We start from the raw sequence: 21,208 nt of genomic DNA on the forward strand, positions 1-21,208 counted from the left end.
TAGAAATGAAAATTACTGGATATGAAGTATTTCAAGTACCGCCACGCTGGCTTTTCTTAAAAATTAATACAGATGAAGGAATTTCCGGCTGGGGTGAGCCTGTTATTGAAGGAAGAGCAGAGACAGTGAAAGCGGCAGTGAAAGAATTGATGGAATACTTAATTGGAAAGGATCCTTCACGAATTGAAGATCATTGGAACACGATGTATCGCTCTGGATTTTATCGTGGTGGTCCAATTTTAATGAGTGCAATTGCGGGAATTGATCAAGCGCTTTGGGATATTAAAGGTAAGCTATACAATGCTCCTGTTTACGAATTAATGGGTGGTGCAGCGCGTGACTCTATCCGTGTCTATTCTTGGATTGGCGGAGATCGTCCATCCGATGTTGGGCATGCAGCAAAAGAAGTTGTTGAGGCAGGATTTACTGCTGTAAAGATGAATGGAACAGAAGAACTTCAATATATTGATTCGTATGAAAAAATTGATCAAACGGTAGAAAGAATTGCGGCAGTTCGTGAAGCTGTTGGTCCATATGTTGGGATTGGCATTGATTTTCATGGAAGGGTTCACAAGCCGATGGCGAAAATTTTAGCAAAAGAACTTGAACCTTATCGCCCAATGTTCATTGAAGAGCCGGTCCTTCCAGAAAATAATGAAGATTTACGTGAAATTGCAAGGAGTACGAGTATACCAATTGCAACAGGAGAAAGAATGTTTTCACGTTGGGACTATAAATCTTTGCTTGCAGAAGGATTTGTAGATATTATCCAGCCTGATTTATCACATGCTGGGGGGATAACGGAATGTAAAAAGATTTTATCGATGGCTGAAGCATATGATGTTGCTGCAGCACCGCATTGTCCTCTAGGACCGATTGCGTTAGCAGCGTGTCTTCAAGTTGATGCAACTTGTCATAATGCCTTTATACAAGAACAAAGTTTAGGGATTCACTATAACGTTGGCAGCGATCTCCTTGACTACATTGTGGATAAAGATGTTTTTAAATACGAAGATGGATATGTGAATATTCCAAACGGTCCAGGTCTTGGTATTGAAGTTAATGAAGAGCTTGTCCGAAAACTAGCAAAAGATGGCCATAATTGGAGGAATCCAGTATGGCGCCATAAGGATGGCAGTATTGCAGAATGGTAACTGAATAGGTTGGGGCCTGGATTGGCGGGCTCCTATTTTTTCAACGAAGGGAAAGTGGGGGATTTTTTATGAGGGAGAATGAACTGAGGAAATATCAACAACCAAGTATGCTTGAAAATCATAAGGAAAAGGCTACGAGAGTCCGATATAGCATTTTATTGCTCATTTTTATAAATGTCGTTGTAAATTATATGGATCGGAGTAACATTTCAATTGCGGCTCCGTTTTTGAGTAAAGACTTACATTTGTCATCAGTACAAATGGGGTTGATTTTCTCAGCTTTCGGTTGGGCGTATGCGTTGCTTCAAGTTCCCGGCGGCTGGTTTGTAGACCATGTTAAACCGAGAGTTTTGTATGCGATTACACTTGGGTTGTGGTCGGTAGCAACACTCATTCAAGGAATGGTGAGAGGGTTTGGCGGATTGTTTGGACTGCGAATTAGCTTAGGTGTTTTGGAAGCTCCGGCATATCCAACGAACAATAGAATCGTAACTTCATGGTTTCCAGAGAATGAACGGGCACGTGCAATCGGTTTGTATACGTCTGGCCAATTTGTCGGCCTTGCCTTTTTAACACCTGTATTAACGACGATTCAAAGTGCATTTGGCTGGAGAGGGTTATTTGTCGTTACTGGTTTAGTAGGGATTGTTTGGGCCATTGTTTGGTATTTATTTTATCGTGATCCGAGAGATAGCCGACGAGTGAACAAGGCTGAGCTAAAAGTCATTAGTGATGGTGACGGATTAGTTGATTGGAATAAAAGTGGGAAACAAAAAAGTAGTACAGGTGTGAAAGAACTTGCCTTTGTACTTACAAAAAGAAAATTATGGGGAATTTATATTGGCCAATTTTGTGTCAATTCCACTCTTTGGTTTTTCTTAACATGGTTTCCTACCTATTTGGTCGAATATCGTCATATGGCTTTTATAAAAGCTGGCTTCTTAGCGTCCTTACCATATTTAGCTGCTTTCATAGGTGTCATTGCATCAGGATATGTTTCTGATTTGCTTGTTAAAAGAGGGGCAGCTCTAGGTGTCGCACGGAAGACTCCGATTATTGTTGGTCTCTTGTTGTCTATTTCTATTATTGGAGCCAATTTTGTGGAAAAACCTTCGATGGTCATTTTGTTTATGACATTAGCCTTTTTAGGAAATGGTCTTGCATCCATTACTTGGGTATTCGTCTCAACATTGGCACCGAAAAATTTAGTTGGATTAACAGGCGGTGTATTTAATTTTATCGGAAATATTGCTTCAATTGTAATTCCGATTGTAATCGGTTTTTTAGTAAAAGGAGGAAACTTTGCTCCTGCAATTGTATTCATTGCAGCACTAGGATTAATCGGGGCACTTTCATATATTTTTCTTGTAGGTAAAGTAAAAAGATTAGAATGAAAGGTGCCTGACCCCTTTTTTGAACTAAAGCAAAAAAGGGGTCAGGCACCTTTCATTTTTTGGTTATTATATAGAACTAAGTTTAATATAATAAACTAATGATAAATCCACTATATGAAAAGGGGAGCTTCCATGCAAAATAGAGCAGTATTTCAAGGAATCATTCCCCCTGTTCCAACACTTTTTAATAAATATGGGGATCTAGATAAAAAAGGAATGGGGAATCTGATTGACTTTCTTATTGATTCAGAAGTAAATGGGCTATTATTTTTAGGATCTGGCGGCGAGTTTAGTCAAATGCCAGCTGAGTTGAGAAAAGAGGTTGCAAGTTTTGTCATCCAATATGTTAATGGGCGTGTTCCAGTTATTATCGGAACAGGGAGTCCAAGCACAAAAGAGGCAGTTTCACTAAGTATACATGCAAGAGAACAAGGTGCAGATGGGATTATCGTCATTAATCCATATTATTGGGGATTGTCCGAGGACCATCTTTATCAACATTATGGGGAAATTGCAGCACATGTAAACATTCCGATCATTCTTTATAATTATCCTGCCATAACAGGACAGGATTTATCTCCAGCATTTGTTTTGAAACTAGTAAGAGCGTATCCAAATATTATCGGAATTAAAGAAACGGTTGATTCGGTAACTCACATTAAAGAGATGATTTTAACTGTAAAGTCAGAGAAAAAGAATTTTTCCGTGTTAGCTGGATATGAGGACCATCTTTTTAACACATTGGCTCTTGGAGGAGATGGCTCTATTCCAGGTATTGCAAATTTTGCACCAGAACTTGCAACAGGAATCTATCAAGCTTTTAGTAAAGGAAATTATGAAAAAGCGATTGAACTGCATCGTAAGTTAGCGCCATTATCATTACTGCTTAAACTAGATTCTCCTTTTGTCAGCGTGATAAAGGAAGCGATCTCACAAAGGGGGATAGAAATTTCTACAGAGGTGCTGCCGCCTGCTCGCCCACTTAGTAATGAAAAAATACAACAAGTAAAACAGTTTTTAAAACAAGTTTTAGAATAAAGAAAGAATTAGTTATATGCGAGAAATAGTGTACGTATTGTTAATAATGTAAGCGCATTCTTTTAATCTTCTATTATGTGAACACATTCGCCGATAGCGTTACCTATGATCGCTGTCGCTGCATTTTCCTTTTAAATCCAAGAAAAAATTTTTTTTACGGGAAAGGAGAAAGATCAAGATGGAAAATAACGTTGTTGTTCCCCACACAGAACTTAAGGGACTGGTTAGGCGGAAGCTGGAACAGGTAGGGGTTCCAGAAGATCATGCTGAGATTGTCGCAGATGTATTGGTTCATGCCGATTTGCGCGGTGTCCATTCTCATGGCGTACTGCGTACTGAACATTATGTAAAGAGAGCAAAAGCAGGAGGATTAAATCTAAATCCTACAATATCATTCCGGGAAACAGGCCCAGTTACAGGAATATTAGATGGGGATGATGGTTTTGGACATGTTGTTGCTAAAGAGGCTATGAACAAGGCAATTAGTCTTGCAAGCAAAAACGGAATTGGTGTTGTTGGTGTCGTTAACAGCAGTCACTGTGGCGCTCTATCATACTTTGTGTATGAAGCAATTCAGAACCAAATGATTGGAATGGCCATGACGCATACAGATAAAAGTGTTGTTCCAACTGGAGGAGCACAAGCCTTTTTTGGAACGAATCCGCTTGCATTTGGTTTTCCGACTAAAGACAATCCTCCAATTGTATTAGATATGGCTACGAGTAAAGTAGCATTTGGAAAGGTATTGCATGCACGTGAAACCGGAAAATCGATTCCGTCTGATTGGGCAGTAGATACAAAAGGAAATCCAACGACGGATCCTTTTGAAGCAGTTGCCTTATTGCCAGCAGGAGGAGCAAAAGGATATGGGTTAGCACTTGTTGTTGATGTTTTATCAGGAATTTTAACGGGATCTGCTTTTGGCCCACATATTACCACTATGTATGATGATTATCAAAAAATGCGAAAGCTTGGTCACTTTGTTTGTGCAATCAATCCGAAAGCTTTCACTAATATTGATACATTTTTAGCATCAATGGACCAAATGATTGATGAGATTCATGAGATTCCACCTGCAGAAGGATTCAATAAAGTTTTAGTGCCAGGCGAGCCAGAGCTGCTAAAAGAACAGCATTATTTACAGAATGGCGTTCCTATTCCAGAATCTGTGCATCATTATTTAGTAAATTGATGATAGATAATAGATTTCCATTTTGCGATATTGGGAGTTTGGAAGTGAAGTGGTCGATGAACTAAAGTTTGAATCATTAATAGGGGGTTTTTTTATGGATAAAAACGTGAACAAGGAAGTGAATTTTCGTAAACAAACTAATAAAAGGACAAAGGCCCGTTGGAACATTGCAATTTTAATGTGGGCTGCAATTGCTATCAATTATTTGGACCGTGCTAATTTATCAGCGGCTGCACCAAAAATAATGGAAGATCTTCATATCAATGATGCGCAAATGGGAATTGTCATGTCGGCCTTTTTCTGGTCTTATATGATTTTTCAAATTCCATCTGGGTGGTTTGCTGACAAAGTCGGGCATCGAATTAGCTTAGCGTTCGCCGTAGGTTGGTGGTCTGTTGCTACTGCATTAACTGCATTTGCAAGAGGGATCGGATCGATGATCGGATTGCGGATCTTGCTTGGGATAGGAGAATCAGGGGCGTATCCAAGCAATAGCGGTGTCACATCAAAATGGTTTCCAGATCATGAACGGGGGAAAGTTTCGGCTTTCTTCGATAGTGGTTCCAAAGTGGGAACTGCATTGGCAATGCCACTTATCGTCTGGATTATCGGTTTTTTTGGATGGAGGTTTTCATTTGTTGTTTCCGGTTTAATCGGAATTATCTGGATGATCATTTGGATCTGGTATTTTCGTGATCCTGAAAAGCATAAGTATATTAATCAGGAGGAACTTCGCTATATTCGCGACGGACAAGTGAAGAAAGACGGGCTTGATAAGGATCAAGCAATGAAATGGTATGAATTATTTCGCTATCGAAACATTTGGGCTATGTGTTTTGGTTTCTTTACCTTAAATTATGCGATCTATTTCTTCATCACGTGGTTCCCAACTTATTTAGTTGAAGAACGTGGAATGAAAATGATGAATATGGGATTTGTTGCGATGATACCGCCGCTTGTTGGAATGATCGGTGAATGGATCGGCGGATGGTTGACGGATCATTTGTATCACCGCCGGAAGCTTTCGTTGACTGTAGCGCGAAAGATTAACCTCGTTGGCGGAATGTTATTGGCAACATCCATCGCCTTTGCAGGAATGGTGTCTTCAGCTGTAATGTCAGTTGCTTTACTGTCTATTTCTTACGCTGGATTAGCCATCGCTGCTTCTGCAATTTGGTCTTTACCTGGTGATATCGCTCCTAAAAATATGACTTCCACAGTAGGAGGCGTTCAAAACTGTGCTTCCAATATTGGGGGAATATTAGGACCCATTCTAACTGGATTCATTGTAGCATCAACTGGTTCGTTTATTATGGCCTTGCTTATCTCTGGAGTGGCAACATTATTAGGTGCGGCAGCATATCTATTTTGGTTAGGTGAAATAAGGCCAATTAAACCAAAGGTCAAAGTATGATAATTGGATGATTTTATGTATACGTGAAGGCGGGAGGATTTCATACATGAAAAATGACTATAAAGCGTTAATGCTGAATCCGAAAGATCATGTGGCAGTAGCTCTGGAGCCAATCCCAACCGGTGCTGTAGTCAAAGTGGTATGCCAGTACTTTCAAAAGGAAATTGAATTAAAAGATCAGATTGAATTTGGTCATAAATTTGCAGTGCGACCGATTTCAATAGGAGAAGATATTTTGAAATATGGAGAAGTGATCGGATCGGCTAGTACAAATATTGAGGCTGGGGATCATGTTCATACTCATAATCTTGAAGGGAAAAGAGGAAGGGGTGACAGAGTTGGTGGAAAATAAATTATTTGGATATAGACGTCCGGATGGCAGCGTAGGTATTCGCAATCATGTTTTAATATTACCGACCATTACATGTGCTACACAAACAGCTCAAAGAATTACAGAGCTAGTGGATGGTACAGTCACATTTATTCATCAGCATGGATGTGCACAAGTTGGTGTAGATTATGAACAAACGTTTAGAACGTATGTCGGGATGGGGGCTAATCCAAATGTATATGGTGTAATCGTTCTTGGGTTAGGCTGTGAAACCCATCAGGCTTATCGTATTGCTGCCAAAGTTAAAGAAACTGGCAAACCTGTTGACGTAGTATCCATCCAAGAGCAAGGAAGTACTCTGGATGCGATTGCAAAAGGTGCAAAAATTGCTGTGAGAATGGTGCAAGAGGCCTCTATGCAACAGCGAGTTCCGATTGATTTTAGCGATTTGATTATTGGAACGGAATGTGGCGGATCCGATGCTTGTTCAGGATTATCAGCTAATCCGGCTGTTGGCGAAGTCAGTGATATGATTGTCGATCTTGGAGGAACAGCAATCTTGGCTGAAACGACTGAACTGATTGGTGCAGAGCATTTACTGGCGGCAAGAGCTGTTAATGATCAGGTGAAAAAGCGGGCGTACGAGGTTATTGAGGCGATGGAAAAACGCTCAATTCAAATGGGGGTAGATATCCGCACTGGAAATCCGAGTCCAGGAAATATGCGAGGCGGCTTAAGTACACTAGAAGAAAAATCATTAGGTGCTGCTAAAAAGGCAGGAAGCCGGCCGTTGCAGGAATTAATCAATTATGCGGAACGTCCTACAAAAAAAGGGTTAGTATGGATGGATACCCCAGGACATGATATTGAACAGCTGACAGGAATGATTGCCGGTGGTGCGCAAATTGTGTTATTTACAAGCGGTCGAGGAACACCAACCGGTTCACCTATAGCGCCTACGATTAAAATTTCTACAAATACGGCAATGTTCGAGCGAATGAATGACAATATGGATATTAACGCGGGTACAGTTATTGAAGGAAAAGAAACCCCGAGAGAAGTGGCAGCCAAGATGTTAGATGAAATTGTGGAAGTATGCTCTGGCAAAAAAACAAAGGCCGAAATATTGAAGCAATATGATTTTGGCATATGGAGAATTGGCCCAACATTTTAAATATTGGTGCCTGACCCCTTCTTTGCGTTAATGCAAAGAAGGGGTCAGGCACCGCAAAGGAGGAAAATATGGGATATCAAGTCGTCGTTACGGATTATGATTATAAAGATGTGAATGTTGAAAGGGAATTGATGCAAAAGCATGGAATTGAATTGATTACGGCCCAATGCCGGACAGAAGAAGAAGTGATTCAAGCAGCGAGGGAAGCAGATGGGATACTAAATCAATATGCACCGATTACGAAACAGGTCATTGAGCAGCTAGACCATTGCAAAGTAATTGCTCGATATGGTGTTGGCGTCAATACGATTGATGTGGATGAGGCAACGAGAAAAGGAATCATTGTTAGCAATGTAACAGATTATTGTTTGGATGAGGTTGCGGATCACAGTTTGGCATTACTGCTAGCTTTAGCACGGAAAATTACAATTCTGGATCAAGCTGTCAAACATCACAATTGGGATGTTACTGTTGCAAAGCCTGTGTTCAGATTAAAGGATAGGATATTAGGATTGGTCGGATTCGGAAATATTCCACAAGCATTAGCTAGAAAGGCAAAACAGTTAGGATTCCAAATTCTTGCTTATGATCCATTCATTCCTTTGTCAACAGCCTCTACGTTAGGCGTCCAACTTGTCCAATTCGAAGAGCTTTTTCGAAGATCCGATTTTATTTCCGTCCATTTGCCGTTAAACCAAAATACAAAAGGGCTCATTGGGCATAATGCATTCCAAATTATGAAAAAGGATGCCTTTTTGATTAATACATCAAGAGGACCTGTTATTAATGAGTCAGCGCTTATTCAGGCACTAACCGAGAAAAAAATTGCTGGTGCTGCTTTAGACGTAGTAGAAGAAGAACCTATTTCTCATCAAAATCCGCTGCTCGAGATGGATAATGTGATTTTAACGCCTCATGCAGCATATTATTCAGAACAATCTCAAATAGAGTTAAAGAGTAAGAGTGCGCAAAATATTATAGATGTGCTAAGTGGATATTATCCAGATTATATTGTGAATCCTTCTATAAAAAGCACGGTAAAGCTACAAAATAAATCATCTTATATGTAAAATGAAATTTTAGCATCCTCGAGGGTGCTTTTTTCTTATAATAAAGGCAATCAAAGATATAGACAGAAAGAAAGGCTATTATTCCATATGACCGGTGTATTCTGATAAATGATTAGCCAGGTTCAATATTTCAGTAATAGCACGTTCTTTTTTTTCTTTCCAGCTGCCTTCTAGCATCGTAAAACTAACAGCAGCAATCATATGGTTCTCATAATTCCATATAGGTGCAGCTACACAATAGAAATCCTTCGTTGCTTCTCGTTGCTCAAAAACATAACCGTTTTCCTTTATATATTGTAATTGCTCCCATAATGCTTGGCGAGTTTTTACTGTATATGGTGTTAAAGGTTCTAAAGGTTCATCAGGATACAATTCAATCAATTGTTTATATGTAAATTGTGAAAGCAGCACTTTTCCTAAAGAAGGTGCATGTGCGGGCAGAGTCATTCCGGGATCTGTTGCAATCCTAATAGGAGACTGGCTTTCCTGCTTTGCTAAGTAAAAAATATGTTTATCGTTTAATATCGCTAATTGCGCTGTTTCTCCTATCCGTTCGACATATAAAGGAGCGATTTGATGAAATATTTCCACTAGATCAAGTTGATGAAAATAAGAGGCGCTAAACATTCCCATTGCTAATCCAAGAGCATAAGTACCATCCTTTTCCTTTTTCACCCAATGTAGATCTTCAAGTGTATTTAGCAATGAAAACATAGAACTTTTATTAATGTTTAACTCATTAGATAAATCAATTAGCCGATATTGTCTAGGGTGGTTGGCAAGTATTTTTAAAATGGAATCAGCTCGTTCTATTGCAGGAACCCAATATTTTTTCATCTGTATTCTCCAATTCTAAAAGCCTATTTTTTTTACCAATTTATCATATCAAATATAAAAATGACAATGCAGGTGCCTGACCCCTTTTTGGGTTTAAAGCCAAAAAGGGGTCAGGCACCTTTTCAATTTTTAAATAATTAGATAAAATTAAACTGAATAAATCCAATTAGAAAGATGGGGATTGTATGGATGAACATGTTCGATCTATTCCACGTCCATTAGTTCGAACAAATCAGTGGGTTATTGTCCTTAGTGTTTTGGCTACATGGTTAACTCATCAAGAATGGTTTTTACTGATTCCGCTCATTTCAGGGCTTTGTGGATTGTTATTTCAATTTAATCCAATTATGCGTTTAGCGAAATTATTTTTGCGAAGAAATCCAAAAGAGTATATTCCTGAAGAATGGGGGCAGCAGCAATTTAATCAAAAAATTGCCGTTATTTGTTTAGCACTTGGGTTTATTGGATTTTTACTCGGATGGAATATCGTTGGTTATATATTTACGATTCTTGTGGCTTTAGCGGCTTTTATTGCTATTTTAGGTTTTTGCATTGGCTGTTTTCTCCATTATCAATGGAAGCAATATAAATATCGAAGATCAAATTCATAAACTTAAGTGTATGATTGATTTTCAGTATATGAGGGCTCTCGACTAAAAGAAATAAGTATATCTTTTAGATCGGGCTCTTTTTTATTTAAAAAATTTCATTGCTTCAACGTTTTTCTTTCAATAAATATATATACATTTTTTGAGCATACTACAATTTAGACTTAATAAAGTGTGGAAGGAGTTTATTAAATGTTTAATAAGAAAAAAGAAAATGAACCTACGATTGCTCCAGGAATGGATGATCAAGAGGAATTGAATCAAAGTGCTACAGAGGAAGAAATTGAAGAAGGAGAATATACAAGTGTTACAACATTTTCATGGGACGAAGTAGATCCAAGCTAAAGACTTGGACAATCAAAATTAGAAAATATCTTAATAGTCCGCAATTATTTTTGTCTAATAATTGCGGACAGGCAGTTCTCCCTATTCTGGCTCTACATTCTCATTATTGCTACTTTCACTTACTTCATCTAATTGCCTTTGTTGCGGCCTCCAAAAGAAGTCCCAAGGATCTCGCCGTGGCTGCTCGTTATCATCGTTATTATTGCCTTCATTAATAATCTCAACTTCCTGTGCATGGATGACAAGTTTATCAACATGAATCACTTTTTCTCTTTTACCCTCAGACATTTTTATTTTCCTCCTTTAAATGTATTTCATGTAAAATAAGTTGTACTAATGGTAAATGACTAACTACTTCTATGTTATGTATGATTCATTAATCGGAATGGTTAAAAGCACAGGGCTAATGCGGAAAGATTTGCGGGGTGCTTGTATATATAAATGATTTTTTTATTTTAAGACTGTTGTTTTATTACGGATAAGAATTTTCCCTTATGCTAAAGAAACCTAAGTTCTATTTCTTTAGAACTCAGGTTTCTAAGTAAAAAAGAATCGTTATTTTAGATTCGATTCATAACTACATATATTAGCCAACAATACTAATTAGCAATCGTCAGGTTAATTCCATTTTCTTTTGCATATTCTTCATAGCTCTTATCTGGCATTGCATCAGTAATTAAATAATCAATTTGATCCAATGTACAATAAGTCATCAAGGCTGATTTATCAAATTTATAATGATCAACTAATAAATAAACTTTGGCACTTTTTTCAACAACTATTTGTTTAATCTGGCTTTCAAGCGGTGATGAATTTGTTACTCCATTCGTAATCGATACGCCAGTTGAGGCCATGAATGCCTTATTAATATTATAGGTATTAAACAATTCCATATTTTTAATGGTTGCAAATGACTTGGTAGTTCGTTCGAGTATTCCCCCGGTGGAAATGACATTTAAACTTTCGTAAGGAAGGGAATTAATAATAAAATCAAGATTGTTTGTAATGACCGTGATTTGCTTTGTTTTAAGGTATTCAAGCATCTCTACAGTGGTAGTTCCAGAATCTATAAAAATGATATCCCCATCCTCAACAAAATTAGCCGCTCTTTTTGCAATTAATTTTTTTAATTGCTGATTTCGTGCCGTTCTATCTGTAAATGGCTCAAGCGAAGTATGATTTACTGATACTCCACCATACACTTTTTTAATTTCTCCGCTATCTACTAATTCTTGGATGTCGCGTCTAATCGTGTTTTTCGATACATCAAACTTTTTAACTAGCTCATCTAATGATACCGTTTGATGTTCAAAAACATAATCTCGAATTAAGTTAATTCGTTTTGTTTTTAACATAATATCCTCCCCCTTTAATAGAATAATTTTTCAAAAAAATGATTATATACATTATTTTTTAATCTTCGCAGTGTCATTTTAAAACAAAAGACTTAAAAGTATTGATAAAACAATGGATTAATTATTTATTATAGTATGTCATGTTGATAGAATAATATCAATACTTAATCAAAATATGACCATTATTTATTTGGTACATAAATAAATTCGTTCAAATGCTTGAGATTTACTGTGAATCTTATTAAGATAGACTATTATGGATGCGGAATTCTTAAGAAAATTATAAAAAATTAGCAAAACAAGATTGACTGTAAACGGTTTTATAATTATAATGTAACCATAATATTATTAAAACATATCCATAACATAACAATAATTTATGGAAATTGATATGTATAGTTAATATTCAATGCATTTCTTATTTATTAATAGCCTATTCTTAAGGGAGGAAAATGACATGGCAGAAGTAGCAGTAGAAGTTAGAAAACTCAAAAACTATATAAATGGCGAATGGGTTGAAAGCAGGACTACTCAATATGAAGACGTTTATAATCCGGCAACAAAAGAAGTAATTGCCCGTGTCCCGCTTTCTACAAGAGAAGATGTTGAATATGCTGCAAAAGTTGCTCAAGAAGCATTTGATAAATGGAAAATAGTTCCGGTCCAAAAACGCGCCCGCATTCTATTTAACTACCAACAATTGTTAACTCAGCATAAGGAGGAACTAGCTCGCTTAATTACACTTGAAAATGGAAAAAGCTTCTCGGAAGCATTAGGTGAAGTTGGCCGCGGAATTGAAAATGTGGAATTTGCAGCAGGAGCTCCTACATTAATGATGGGAGATTCTTTATCAACAATTGCTACCGATGTCGAAGTCTCCAATTATCGTTATCCAATCGGTGTAATTGGCGGTATTGCTCCTTTTAACTTTCCAATGATGGTGCCATGTTGGATGTTTCCGATGGCAATTGCAGTAGGAAATTCATTTATATTAAAACCATCTGAAAAAACCCCGCTCCTAACAGAAAAGTTGGCCGAACTTTTACAAGAAGCAGGGCTGCCAAATGGTGTATTTAATATGGTTTATGGGGCTCATGATGTTGTAAACGGCATTTTAGATCATCCTGATATTAAGGCAATTTCGTTTGTTGGTTCAAAACCTGTTGGTGAATATGTCTACAAACGTGGGAGCGAAAATTTAAAACGTGTTCAAGCGCTGACGGGGGCAAAAAACCATATCATTGTGCTAAATGATGCAGATCTAGAAGAAGCAACGACAAATATTATTAATTCAGCATTCGGATCAGCTGGTGAACGCTGCATGGCATGTTCTGTTGTAACAGTTGAGGAAGGGATTGCAGACCAATTTATTTCTAGACTCGTTGAAAAAACGAAAAACATTCAAATGGGGAATGGCTTAGATGATGGAGTTTTACTAGGTCCTGTTATTCGTGAAGAAAACAAAAAACGTACAATTCGTTATATTGAAAAAGGAATCGAAGAGGGAGCATCCATGATCGTTGATGGACGTGAACGTCAATCTGAAGAAGGATTCTTTATTGGACCAACCATTTTTGATCATGTAACAACTGAAATGACGATTTGGAAAGACGAAATTTTCGCTCCAGTTTTGTCTATCATTCGTGTGGAAAACTTAAAAGAGGCAATAAAAGTAGCAAATAAATCGGAATTTGCAAATGGTTCATGTATTTTCACAACAAATGCATCAGCAATTCGCTATTTCCGTGAAAATATTGATGCAGGGATGTTAGGTATTAACCTAGGGGTTCCAGCGCCAATGGCCTTTTTCCCATTCTCTGGTTGGAAGTCTTCATTCTATGGGACATTGCATGCGAATGGTAAAGATAGTGTCGATTTTTATACACATAAAAAAGTAGTAACAGCGCGCTACAAAGCACCTTCATTTGAATAAAGCATTTCATTTTTTACTGATAGTATGCATGTGCGTTCTATTTGCACATGCATATGTATGATATCCCGATAAGGTTCAAAAACAATGAGGAGGTAGAAAAATGAGCCGTCTTCTCCGAAAACCTAGTAATATTGAGCAATCTAATGGTGTTACGATTGTCCATGAAGTGAAGAAGGAAAATTCTCCTTTGCAATATGTTGAATTTAGAATAGTAGAATTGGATCAAAATGCTAAATATACGGAAGTGCTTGGCAAACAGGAATGCTGTATTGTTGCATTAACAGGTAAAATAAGTGTCACAGATGGTGAGCAGTCGTTTAACAATATTGGGAGGAGGATGGAAACTGTTTTCGAACAGAGGCCAACAGACAGTGTGTATATCTCCAATGATCGCCGTTTCGAAATAAAGGCAGTTAGTCACGCGCGTATAGCACTCTGCTATTCTCCATCAGAAAACCAATTACCAACGAGATTGATAAAAGCTGAGGATAATACTGTTGAGAGAAGAGGAAAGGGGAATAATAAACGGCTAGTTTTTAATATTTTACCTGATTCAGATCCATCTGCGAACAGTGTACTTGTCGTTGAAGTATTTACAGAAAGCGGTAACTGGTCAAGTTATCCGCCTCATAAACATGATCGGGATAACCTACCAAATGAATCATTATTAGAAGAGATTTATTATCATGAGATGAACCCAAAACAAGGATTTGTTTTTCAACGCGTATATAACGATGATCGCTCGCTTGATGAAACAATGACTGTCGAACATGGAAATGTCGTGCTTGTTCCAGAAGGTTATCATCCTGTAGGTGTACCCGAAGGCTATACATCTTATTATTTAAATGTAATGGCAGGACCAAAACGTACTTGGAAATTCTACAATGATCCTGATCATGAGTGGATATTAGAACGTTAAAGGTGAGGAGCTGTTATCAAATGAAATATGAATTTAATAATGATAGAAAATTTGATGTGATCGCCATTGGACGTGCATGTATTGATTTAAATGCAGCAGAATATAACCGTCCGATGGAAGATACGATGACTTTTAAAAAATATGTTGGGGGCTCCCCTATTAATATTGCAATTGGAAGTTCAAAGCTAGGTCTGAAAGTTGGATTCATTGGTAAAATTTCAGATGATCAACATGGTCGTTATATTGAAAGATATGTGCGTGAAGTGGGTGTTGATACATCGAACATTGTAATAGACGATGAAGGTCATAAAACTGGTTTAACTTTTACGGAAATTAAAAGTCCCGAAGACTGCAGTATTTTAATGTACAGGGAAGAAGTTGCTGATCTTTATTTAAAACCTGAGGAAGTTCATGAAGATTATATAAAACAAGCTAAGGTATTGCTTGTCTCAGGAACTGCCCTATCTAAAAGTCCATCCCGTGAAGCCATTTTAAAAGCAGTTAGTTTAGCTAAGAGAAATAATGTCAAAGTCATTTTTGAATTAGATTACCGTCCATATTCATGGAAATCAACAGAAGAAACGGCTGTTTACTATTCTCTTATTGCAGAACAATCAGATATTGTAATTGGAACACGTGATGAATACGATATGATGGAACATACAACCGGTGGGACAAATGAACAAACGATTCATTATCTATTTCAGCATTCTCCAAATCTTGTAGTGATTAAACATGGGGTAGAAGGTTCATATGCGTATGCAAAGTCAGGAGAAATCTTTAAGGGGAATGCCTATAAGACGAAAGTATTAAAAACGTTTGGAGCAGGGGATTCATACGCTTCAGCTTTTCTATATGCTCTCATTAACGGAAAAGATATTGAAACTGCTCTAAAATATGGAAGCGCTTCAGCCTCTATTGTTGTAAGCAAACATAGTTCATCAGATGCAATGCCGACAGTGGATGAAATCGAAGGATTGATTTCTACGCGTGTTTAACATTTAACTAACGATCATAGAGGTGGAAATGATGAGAAAGGTTCGGTTAACAACAGCTCAAGCTTTGATTAAATTTTTAAATCAACAATACATTCATGTAGATGATAAGGAATTTCCATTTGTTGAAGGAATATTTAATATTTTTGGTCATGGTAATGTACTAGGGATTGGGCAGGCGCTCGAACAGTATTCGGGACATTTAAAAGTGATTCAAGGAAAGAGCGAACAAGGGATGGCACATGCCGCGGTCGCCTATAGTAAACAGATGCTGCGGCAAAAAATCTTTGCTGTGACGACATCTGTTGGACCGGGTTCGGCAAATTTAGCAGCAGCTGCAGGAACCGCATTGGCAAATAATATCCCGGTACTTTTTTTACCAGGCGATACGTTTGCAACACGCCAGCCAGATCCAGTATTACAGCAAGTTGAACATGAACATAGCCCTATTGTTACAACAAATGATGCTTTAAAAGCAGTTTCGAGATATTGGGATAGAGTTACACGGCCAGAACAATTAATGTCTAGCTTAATTCGTGCGTTTGAAGTTTTGACAAATCCGGCAATCGCAGGTCCTGCAACGATTTGTATTTCTCAGGACGTAGAGGGAGAGGCTTATGATTTCGATGAACAATTTTTTGAAAAACGGGTGCATTATATAGATAGAAAGTTACCGACCCAGCGCGAGATTGAAGGGGCAGTCCAATTGATTAAAGATAGCAAACGTCCACTAATCATTGTCGGCGGTGGGGCAAAATACTCTGAAGCGCGTGATATATTAATGAAGATATCTGAAAAATATGATATTCCACTGGTTGAAACACAAGCAGGTAAATCAACAGTAGAGAGCACTTTTAAAAATAATTTGGGCGGTATGGGCATTACTGGAACTTTGGCGGCAAATAAGGCTGCGTTGCAAGCAGACCTGATTATCGGGGTAGGAACAAGATATACAGACTTTGCGACTTCTTCGAAAACGGCATTTCAGTTTGAAACAGCAAAATTTTTAAATATTAATGTTAATAGAATGCAAGCTTATAAGCTAGATGCTTTCCAGGTTGTAGCAGATGCCAAAGTAACATTAGAACAATTAGATTTATTATTAGAAGGCTACAAGAGTGAATTTGGTTCGACAATTGCTCAGTTAAGAGAAGAGTGGCTAGCTGAGAGGGATCGTCTAAGTCAAGTTACATTTAACCGTAATCAGTTTGAACCGGAAATTAAAAACCAATTTACTCAAGAGGTGCTCAATGAATATGCAGACGCACTGGATACAGAGCTTCCTCAAACAACGGCATTAATTACTGTTAACGACTGTATTGAACCTGATAGTTCGATTATCAGCTCAGCAGGATCTCTTCCAGGAGATTTGCAACGTGTATGGAATACTACGATCCCAAATACTTATCATCTAGAATACGGATATTCCTGTATGGGGTATGAAGTCTCAGGCGCATTAGGCATTAAGCTCGCACATCCAGATAGAGAAGTATATTCACTTGTTGGTGATGGCAGCTTTCTTATGCTACATTCAGAGCTTATTACGTCGATCCAGTATAATCAAAAAATTAATGTTGTTTTATTTGATAATTCAGGATATGGCTGTATTAATAATTTACAGATGGAAAACGGCAGCAGCAGCTATTTTACAGAATTTAGAACTCATGACAACCAAATTTTGAACATTGATTATGCGAAAGTAGCAGAAGGTTATGGAGCTAAAACTTATAAGGTCCATACACTTGATGAACTGAAGGCAGCTTTAGAAGATGCAAAGAAACAAGAAACGTCGACACTGATAGATATTAAAGTACTTCCAAAGACAATGACAGACGGGTATGAAAGCTGGTGGAACGTCGGTGTTGCTGAAGTATCAAATAACGAGAACGTTCAAAAGGCACATGAATCTCGCATGCAAAAATTACAATCTGCAAAGCAGTATTAAGAAATGAGGAAGGGTATATGTCGAATCAAGATATTTTATGGGGCATTGCCCCAATCGGTTGGCGTAATGATGATATGCCTGAGATTGGCAAAGAAAATACTGTACAACAACTATTAAGTGATATCGTCGTTGCTGGCTTTCAAGGCACGGAAGTCGGCGGCTTTTTCCCAGAAGCAAAAGCGTTAAATAAAGAATTAAAACTGCGAAACTTAAAAATAGCGGGGCAATGGTTTAGTAGTTTCATTATTCGTGATGGGATAGAAGCGGTTTCAGATGAATTTCACAAACATTGCCAATATTTAAAGGACGTTCATGCTGATGTCGCGGTAGTATCAGAGCAAACCTACAGTATTCAAGGTTTAGATAAGAACATCTTTACGGAAAAACCTTCCTTTAACAATGCCGAATGGGGAAAATTGTGTGAAGGTTTAAATGATCTTGGGAGAATTGCAGAACAATATGGTTTGAAATTAGTCTACCACCATCACATGGGTACGGGTATTCAAACAGCACAGGAAGTTGACCGTTTAATGGAAAATACAGATGCGAACCATGTGCATTTACTCTATGATACGGGGCATATTTACGTATCTGATGGAGATTGCATGTCAATGTTAAAGAAGCATATTGGCCGCATTAAACATGTTCATTTTAAAGATGTTCGAAAACGTATATTGGAAGAATGTAAAACCAATGGAAAGTCATTTTTGCAATCGTTTTTAAGTGGGATGTTTACTGTACCTGGGGATGGCAGTATAGATTTTACAGAAGTGTTTCAAGTATTAGTTGATCATGATTATAAAGGATGGATTGTAGTCGAGGCAGAACAAAACCCTCAAATTGCCAATCCTTTAGAATATGCATTAATCGCTAAAACATACATTGATGAAAATTTACTCGTCCATACTTAGAAGGTGGGGAAAAAACATGAATAATAATGGGGAAATGAAGCAGCGTAGTAAAAAAGGATTTCTAAAAACAATCACGTTTGTTTCAACTTTCGGAGGTCTTCTCTTTGGATATGACACAGGGGTTATTAATGGTGCTTTGCCTTATATGGCTAGAAAGGATCAACTTAATCTTAATTCATTTACTGAAGGTCTCGTCACTAGCTCGTTACTGTTAGGCGCAGCGTTAGGTGCATTGTTCGGAGGGAGATTATCCGATAGAAATGGCCGTCGTAAAACGATCCTCTATCTAGCATTAGTGTTTTTAATTGCCACACTTGGATGTACTTTTTCACCGAATGCAACAGTTATGGTCATCTTTCGCTTTATTTTAGGTCTTGCTGTAGGAGGTGCATCTGTAACAGTACCGACATTTTTAGCTGAAATATCACTGGCTGAACGCAGAGGGGGAATGGTTACCAAGAATGAACTCATGATTGTAACTGGTCAACTGTTAGCCTTTACCTTTAATGCCATTCTTTCAAGTACACTCGGTGATATTGCACATATTTGGCGGTATATGTTAGTCATTGCCACACTCCCAGCAGTCTTTCTATGGTTTGGAATGCTGGCTGTACCGGAAAGCCCGCGTTGGTTTGCTTCAAAAGGCAAGTTTGGCGATGCTTTACGTGTTCTTAAGAAAATACGTGAGGAAAATCGTGCACAAATAGAGCTCGAGGAAATTAAGAACGCGATTACCGAAGAATCTGAGCTTGAAAAAGCTACTATTAAAGACCTAGCTGTCCCATGGATTCGCCGTATTTTACTTATTGGAATTGGAATTGGGATTGTCCAGCAAATTACAGGTGTCAATTCCATCATGTATTATGGAACTGAAATTTTAAAGGATGCCGGTTTTAAAACTGAGGCTGCAATTGTTGGAAATATCGCAAATGGGGTTATATCAGTTTTAGCAACCTTCGTCGGGATTTGGCTGCTTGACAAAGTTGGTCGTAGACCAATGCTTTTGACAGGTCAAATTGGAACAACAACAGTTTTGCTGCTTATTGGCATATTCTCGATTGTTCTTAAAGGAACAGCTGCACTTCCTTTTATAGTGCTTGCACTCACAGTTACTTTTCTTGCTTTTCAACAAGGGGCCATTTCACCTGTTACATGGTTAATGCTTTCAGAGATTTTCCCGTTGCGGTTAAGAGGTCTTGGTATGGGGATTACAGCATTGTGCCTTTGGTTAACAAACTTTCTTATCGGATTAACTTTTCCAATTTTGCTGGATAAGATTGGATTATCTACAACGTTCTTCATTTTTGTTGCCTTAGGTCTTATCGCAATAACATTTGTTGCAAAATGTTTGCCAGAAACAAAAGGACGTTCGCTTGAACAGCTCGAACATAATTTCCGTTCGCAATGGGATAAACAACAAGAAACGGAAGGACCGACAGGAACGACTGGTTTATGATAAAGACAATAAACTAATTTGTAAGCGCATACTGGAAAGGATAATCTAGTAAACAAGCAGAAATGATATCAATAATTATATATAGGAGGACAGCATGATGACATTGAAAATTGGAGTAATCGGTACAGGTGCAATTGGGAGAGAACATATAAAAAGAATTAGTAAGAAACTAGCTGGGGCAGAAATTGTCGCTGTAACAGATGTAAATCAGCAACTAGCAAAGCAGGTCGTTGAACAATTTCAATTGAATGCAATCGCTTATCCAGATGATAAAACATTAATAGCAAATGAAAATGTAGATGCAGTATTAGTAACAAGCTGGGGGCCTGCACATAAGGGCAGCGTGTTAAAAGCGATTGAACACGGAAAATATGTTTTTTGCGAAAAGCCATTAGCAACTACTGCAGAAGATTGTATGGAAATTATCAATGCAGAAATAAATTACGGAAAAAGATTAGTTCAAGTGGGATTCATGCGCCGCTACGATAAAGGCTACGTTCAAATGAAAGAAGCAATTGATCAAAAAATTATTGGTGAACCTTTAATGATCCGTTGTGCACATCGAAATGTAAGTGTAGATGAAAACTATACAACGGACATGGCGGTAGTGGACACATTAATTCATGAAATTGACATCCTTCATTGGTTAGTCAATGATGACTATCAATCTGTTCAAGTTTTTTATCCGAAGAAAACAAGGAATGCATTAGAAACTTTAAGAGACCCGCAAATCTTTTTAATTGAAACTAGAAGCGGAATTGCCATTACTGCCGAAGTTTTTGTGAACTGTAAATATGGCTACGATATTCAATGCGAAATTATCGGTGAAGAAGGTATCGTCAAATTGCCTGAGGTTCCAAGTATTGTTGTTCGCAAAGATGCTCAGTTGGGTGTTAATCTTCTAACTGATTGGAAGGACAGATTTGTGGATGCTTACGATATTGAAATTCAAGATTTTATCGATTCTGTAAGCGAAAAAGGCGAACCACAAGGACCAACGTCTTGGGATGGATATATTGCTGCTGTGACAGCAGATGTATGCGTGAAGGCACAACAAAGCGGCCAAAAAGAAGAAATTATTTTAGGTGAAAAACCAGATTTCTATAAAAATCTGCAACAAGCATAAAATTTTCTTTA

Annotated in this window: 20 protein-coding genes; 17 read left to right on the plus strand and 3 right to left on the minus strand. The window is 37.8% G+C overall.

What is annotated here, in order from left to right; all coding sequences use genetic code 11:
• The first annotated feature begins 5 nt into the window (after nucleotides 1-5).
• From dgoD to G4D61_RS05175, 8 genes are all read left to right on the plus strand, one after another.
• Entirely contained in the window at nucleotides 6-1,154 is a 1,149-nt protein-coding gene (dgoD, locus tag G4D61_RS05140; RefSeq protein WP_163173373.1) for a galactonate dehydratase, read from the plus strand.
• Between the two features lie 68 nt (nucleotides 1,155-1,222).
• Entirely contained in the window at nucleotides 1,223-2,548 is a 1,326-nt protein-coding gene (locus tag G4D61_RS05145; RefSeq protein WP_025727281.1) for an MFS transporter, read from the plus strand.
• Nucleotides 2,549-2,680: 132 nt separating this feature from the next.
• Complete coding sequence (locus G4D61_RS05150; protein WP_163173375.1) at nucleotides 2,681-3,586, plus strand: dihydrodipicolinate synthase family protein; 906 nt, start codon at nucleotides 2,681-2,683, stop codon at nucleotides 3,584-3,586.
• Nucleotides 3,587-3,764: 178 nt separating this feature from the next.
• Nucleotides 3,765-4,778: an ureidoglycolate dehydrogenase gene (allD, locus tag G4D61_RS05155; protein ID WP_035354719.1), complete on the plus strand. Its 1,014-nt coding sequence runs from the start codon at nucleotides 3,765-3,767 to the stop codon at nucleotides 4,776-4,778.
• 94 nt (nucleotides 4,779-4,872) lie between these two features.
• Entirely contained in the window at nucleotides 4,873-6,192 is a 1,320-nt protein-coding gene (locus G4D61_RS05160; protein WP_052137879.1) for an MFS transporter, read from the plus strand.
• A 46-nt stretch (nucleotides 6,193-6,238) separates the two neighbouring features.
• Complete coding sequence (locus G4D61_RS05165) at nucleotides 6,239-6,544, plus strand: UxaA family hydrolase (protein ID WP_025727285.1); 306 nt, start codon at nucleotides 6,239-6,241, stop codon at nucleotides 6,542-6,544.
• The gene (locus tag G4D61_RS05170; RefSeq protein WP_052137880.1) at nucleotides 6,483-7,697 is read left to right on the plus strand and encodes a UxaA family hydrolase; all 1,215 of its coding nucleotides are present in this window, start codon (nucleotides 6,483-6,485) and stop codon (nucleotides 7,695-7,697) included. Before G4D61_RS05165 ends, G4D61_RS05170 begins: the two co-directional genes overlap by 62 nt.
• Nucleotides 7,698-7,765: 68 nt before the next feature.
• Complete coding sequence (locus G4D61_RS05175; protein ID WP_035354722.1) at nucleotides 7,766-8,767, plus strand: C-terminal binding protein; 1,002 nt, start codon at nucleotides 7,766-7,768, stop codon at nucleotides 8,765-8,767.
• Between the two features lie 78 nt (nucleotides 8,768-8,845).
• On the opposite strand, the gene G4D61_RS05180 is transcribed toward G4D61_RS05175, so the two are convergent.
• Entirely contained in the window at nucleotides 8,846-9,604 is a 759-nt protein-coding gene (locus tag G4D61_RS05180; protein ID WP_025727288.1) for an IclR family transcriptional regulator, read from the minus strand.
• A 185-nt stretch (nucleotides 9,605-9,789) separates the two neighbouring features.
• Between G4D61_RS05180 and G4D61_RS05185 the strand changes: the two genes are divergently transcribed.
• Complete coding sequence (locus tag G4D61_RS05185; RefSeq protein WP_025727289.1) at nucleotides 9,790-10,215, plus strand: DUF4395 domain-containing protein; 426 nt, start codon at nucleotides 9,790-9,792, stop codon at nucleotides 10,213-10,215.
• A gap of 189 nt (nucleotides 10,216-10,404) precedes the next feature.
• On the plus strand, nucleotides 10,405-10,557 hold the full coding sequence (locus G4D61_RS05190) for a hypothetical protein (RefSeq protein ID WP_163173377.1): 153 nt from the start codon (nucleotides 10,405-10,407) through the stop codon (nucleotides 10,555-10,557).
• An 81-nt stretch (nucleotides 10,558-10,638) separates the two neighbouring features.
• Here the strand turns inward: G4D61_RS05190 and G4D61_RS05195 are convergent, their stop codons facing one another.
• Together G4D61_RS05195 and G4D61_RS05200 are read right to left on the minus strand one after the other, a co-directional pair.
• Nucleotides 10,639-10,845 (minus strand): hypothetical protein, encoded by a 207-nt coding sequence (locus tag G4D61_RS05195; protein WP_025727290.1) that lies wholly within the window; start codon nucleotides 10,843-10,845, stop codon nucleotides 10,639-10,641.
• 311 nt (nucleotides 10,846-11,156) lie between these two features.
• Nucleotides 11,157-11,912, minus strand: coding sequence for a DeoR/GlpR family DNA-binding transcription regulator (locus G4D61_RS05200; RefSeq protein WP_025727291.1), 756 nt, complete (start codon nucleotides 11,910-11,912; stop codon nucleotides 11,157-11,159).
• 457 nt (nucleotides 11,913-12,369) lie between these two features.
• On the opposite strand from G4D61_RS05200, the gene iolA reads away from it, so the two are divergent.
• From iolA to iolG, 7 genes are all read left to right on the plus strand, one after another.
• The gene (gene iolA, locus G4D61_RS05205; RefSeq protein WP_025727292.1) at nucleotides 12,370-13,845 is read left to right on the plus strand and encodes a methylmalonate-semialdehyde dehydrogenase; all 1,476 of its coding nucleotides are present in this window, start codon (nucleotides 12,370-12,372) and stop codon (nucleotides 13,843-13,845) included.
• Nucleotides 13,846-13,945: 100 nt separating this feature from the next.
• Nucleotides 13,946-14,764 (plus strand): 5-deoxy-glucuronate isomerase, encoded by an 819-nt coding sequence (iolB, locus tag G4D61_RS05210; protein WP_025727293.1) that lies wholly within the window; start codon nucleotides 13,946-13,948, stop codon nucleotides 14,762-14,764.
• A gap of 20 nt (nucleotides 14,765-14,784) precedes the next feature.
• Nucleotides 14,785-15,762 (plus strand): 5-dehydro-2-deoxygluconokinase, encoded by a 978-nt coding sequence (iolC, locus tag G4D61_RS05215; RefSeq protein ID WP_025727294.1) that lies wholly within the window; start codon nucleotides 14,785-14,787, stop codon nucleotides 15,760-15,762.
• Nucleotides 15,763-15,790: 28 nt separating this feature from the next.
• A complete protein-coding gene (gene iolD, locus G4D61_RS05220; RefSeq protein ID WP_025727295.1) occupies nucleotides 15,791-17,704 on the plus strand; it encodes a 3D-(3,5/4)-trihydroxycyclohexane-1,2-dione acylhydrolase (decyclizing) in 1,914 nt (637 codons plus the stop codon).
• Nucleotides 17,705-17,721: 17 nt separating this feature from the next.
• The gene (gene iolE, locus G4D61_RS05225; protein WP_025727296.1) at nucleotides 17,722-18,615 is read left to right on the plus strand and encodes a myo-inosose-2 dehydratase; all 894 of its coding nucleotides are present in this window, start codon (nucleotides 17,722-17,724) and stop codon (nucleotides 18,613-18,615) included.
• 16 nt (nucleotides 18,616-18,631) lie between these two features.
• Nucleotides 18,632-20,071 (plus strand): sugar porter family MFS transporter, encoded by a 1,440-nt coding sequence (locus G4D61_RS05230; protein WP_035354843.1) that lies wholly within the window; start codon nucleotides 18,632-18,634, stop codon nucleotides 20,069-20,071.
• 97 nt (nucleotides 20,072-20,168) lie between these two features.
• Entirely contained in the window at nucleotides 20,169-21,197 is a 1,029-nt protein-coding gene (gene iolG, locus G4D61_RS05235; RefSeq protein ID WP_025727298.1) for a bifunctional inositol 2-dehydrogenase/D-chiro-inositol 1-dehydrogenase, read from the plus strand.
• Nucleotides 21,198-21,208: the final 11 nt, after the last annotated feature.

The organism is Heyndrickxia ginsengihumi, assembly GCF_011008565.1.
In the GTDB taxonomy this organism is placed as follows: Bacteria; Bacillota; Bacilli; order Bacillales; family Bacillaceae_C; genus Weizmannia; species Weizmannia ginsengihumi.

Excerpts from the sequence above, each read along its gene's own strand:
- dgoD (WP_163173373.1), top strand. The coding sequence starts at position 6 with ATGAAAATTACTGGATATGAAGTATTTCAAGTACCGCCACGCTGGCTT.
- G4D61_RS05145 (WP_025727281.1), top strand. The coding sequence starts at position 1,223 with ATGAGGGAGAATGAACTGAGGAAATATCAACAACCAAGTATGCTTGAA.
- G4D61_RS05150 (WP_163173375.1), top strand. The coding sequence starts at position 2,681 with ATGCAAAATAGAGCAGTATTTCAAGGAATCATTCCCCCTGTTCCAACA.
- allD (WP_035354719.1), top strand. The coding sequence starts at position 3,765 with ATGGAAAATAACGTTGTTGTTCCCCACACAGAACTTAAGGGACTGGTT.
- G4D61_RS05160 (WP_052137879.1), top strand. The coding sequence starts at position 4,873 with ATGGATAAAAACGTGAACAAGGAAGTGAATTTTCGTAAACAAACTAAT.
- G4D61_RS05165 (WP_025727285.1), top strand. The coding sequence starts at position 6,239 with ATGAAAAATGACTATAAAGCGTTAATGCTGAATCCGAAAGATCATGTG.
- G4D61_RS05170 (WP_052137880.1), top strand. The coding sequence starts at position 6,483 with ATGTTCATACTCATAATCTTGAAGGGAAAAGAGGAAGGGGTGACAGAG.
- G4D61_RS05175 (WP_035354722.1), top strand. The coding sequence starts at position 7,766 with ATGGGATATCAAGTCGTCGTTACGGATTATGATTATAAAGATGTGAAT.
- G4D61_RS05180 (WP_025727288.1), bottom strand. The coding sequence starts at position 9,604 with ATGAAAAAATATTGGGTTCCTGCAATAGAACGAGCTGATTCCATTTTA.
- G4D61_RS05185 (WP_025727289.1), top strand. The coding sequence starts at position 9,790 with ATGGATGAACATGTTCGATCTATTCCACGTCCATTAGTTCGAACAAAT.
- G4D61_RS05190 (WP_163173377.1), top strand. The coding sequence starts at position 10,405 with ATGTTTAATAAGAAAAAAGAAAATGAACCTACGATTGCTCCAGGAATG.
- G4D61_RS05195 (WP_025727290.1), bottom strand. The coding sequence starts at position 10,845 with ATGTCTGAGGGTAAAAGAGAAAAAGTGATTCATGTTGATAAACTTGTC.
- G4D61_RS05200 (WP_025727291.1), bottom strand. The coding sequence starts at position 11,912 with ATGTTAAAAACAAAACGAATTAACTTAATTCGAGATTATGTTTTTGAA.
- iolA (WP_025727292.1), top strand. The coding sequence starts at position 12,370 with ATGGCAGAAGTAGCAGTAGAAGTTAGAAAACTCAAAAACTATATAAAT.
- iolB (WP_025727293.1), top strand. The coding sequence starts at position 13,946 with ATGAGCCGTCTTCTCCGAAAACCTAGTAATATTGAGCAATCTAATGGT.
- iolC (WP_025727294.1), top strand. The coding sequence starts at position 14,785 with ATGAAATATGAATTTAATAATGATAGAAAATTTGATGTGATCGCCATT.
- iolD (WP_025727295.1), top strand. The coding sequence starts at position 15,791 with ATGATGAGAAAGGTTCGGTTAACAACAGCTCAAGCTTTGATTAAATTT.
- iolE (WP_025727296.1), top strand. The coding sequence starts at position 17,722 with ATGTCGAATCAAGATATTTTATGGGGCATTGCCCCAATCGGTTGGCGT.
- G4D61_RS05230 (WP_035354843.1), top strand. The coding sequence starts at position 18,632 with ATGAATAATAATGGGGAAATGAAGCAGCGTAGTAAAAAAGGATTTCTA.
- iolG (WP_025727298.1), top strand. The coding sequence starts at position 20,169 with ATGACATTGAAAATTGGAGTAATCGGTACAGGTGCAATTGGGAGAGAA.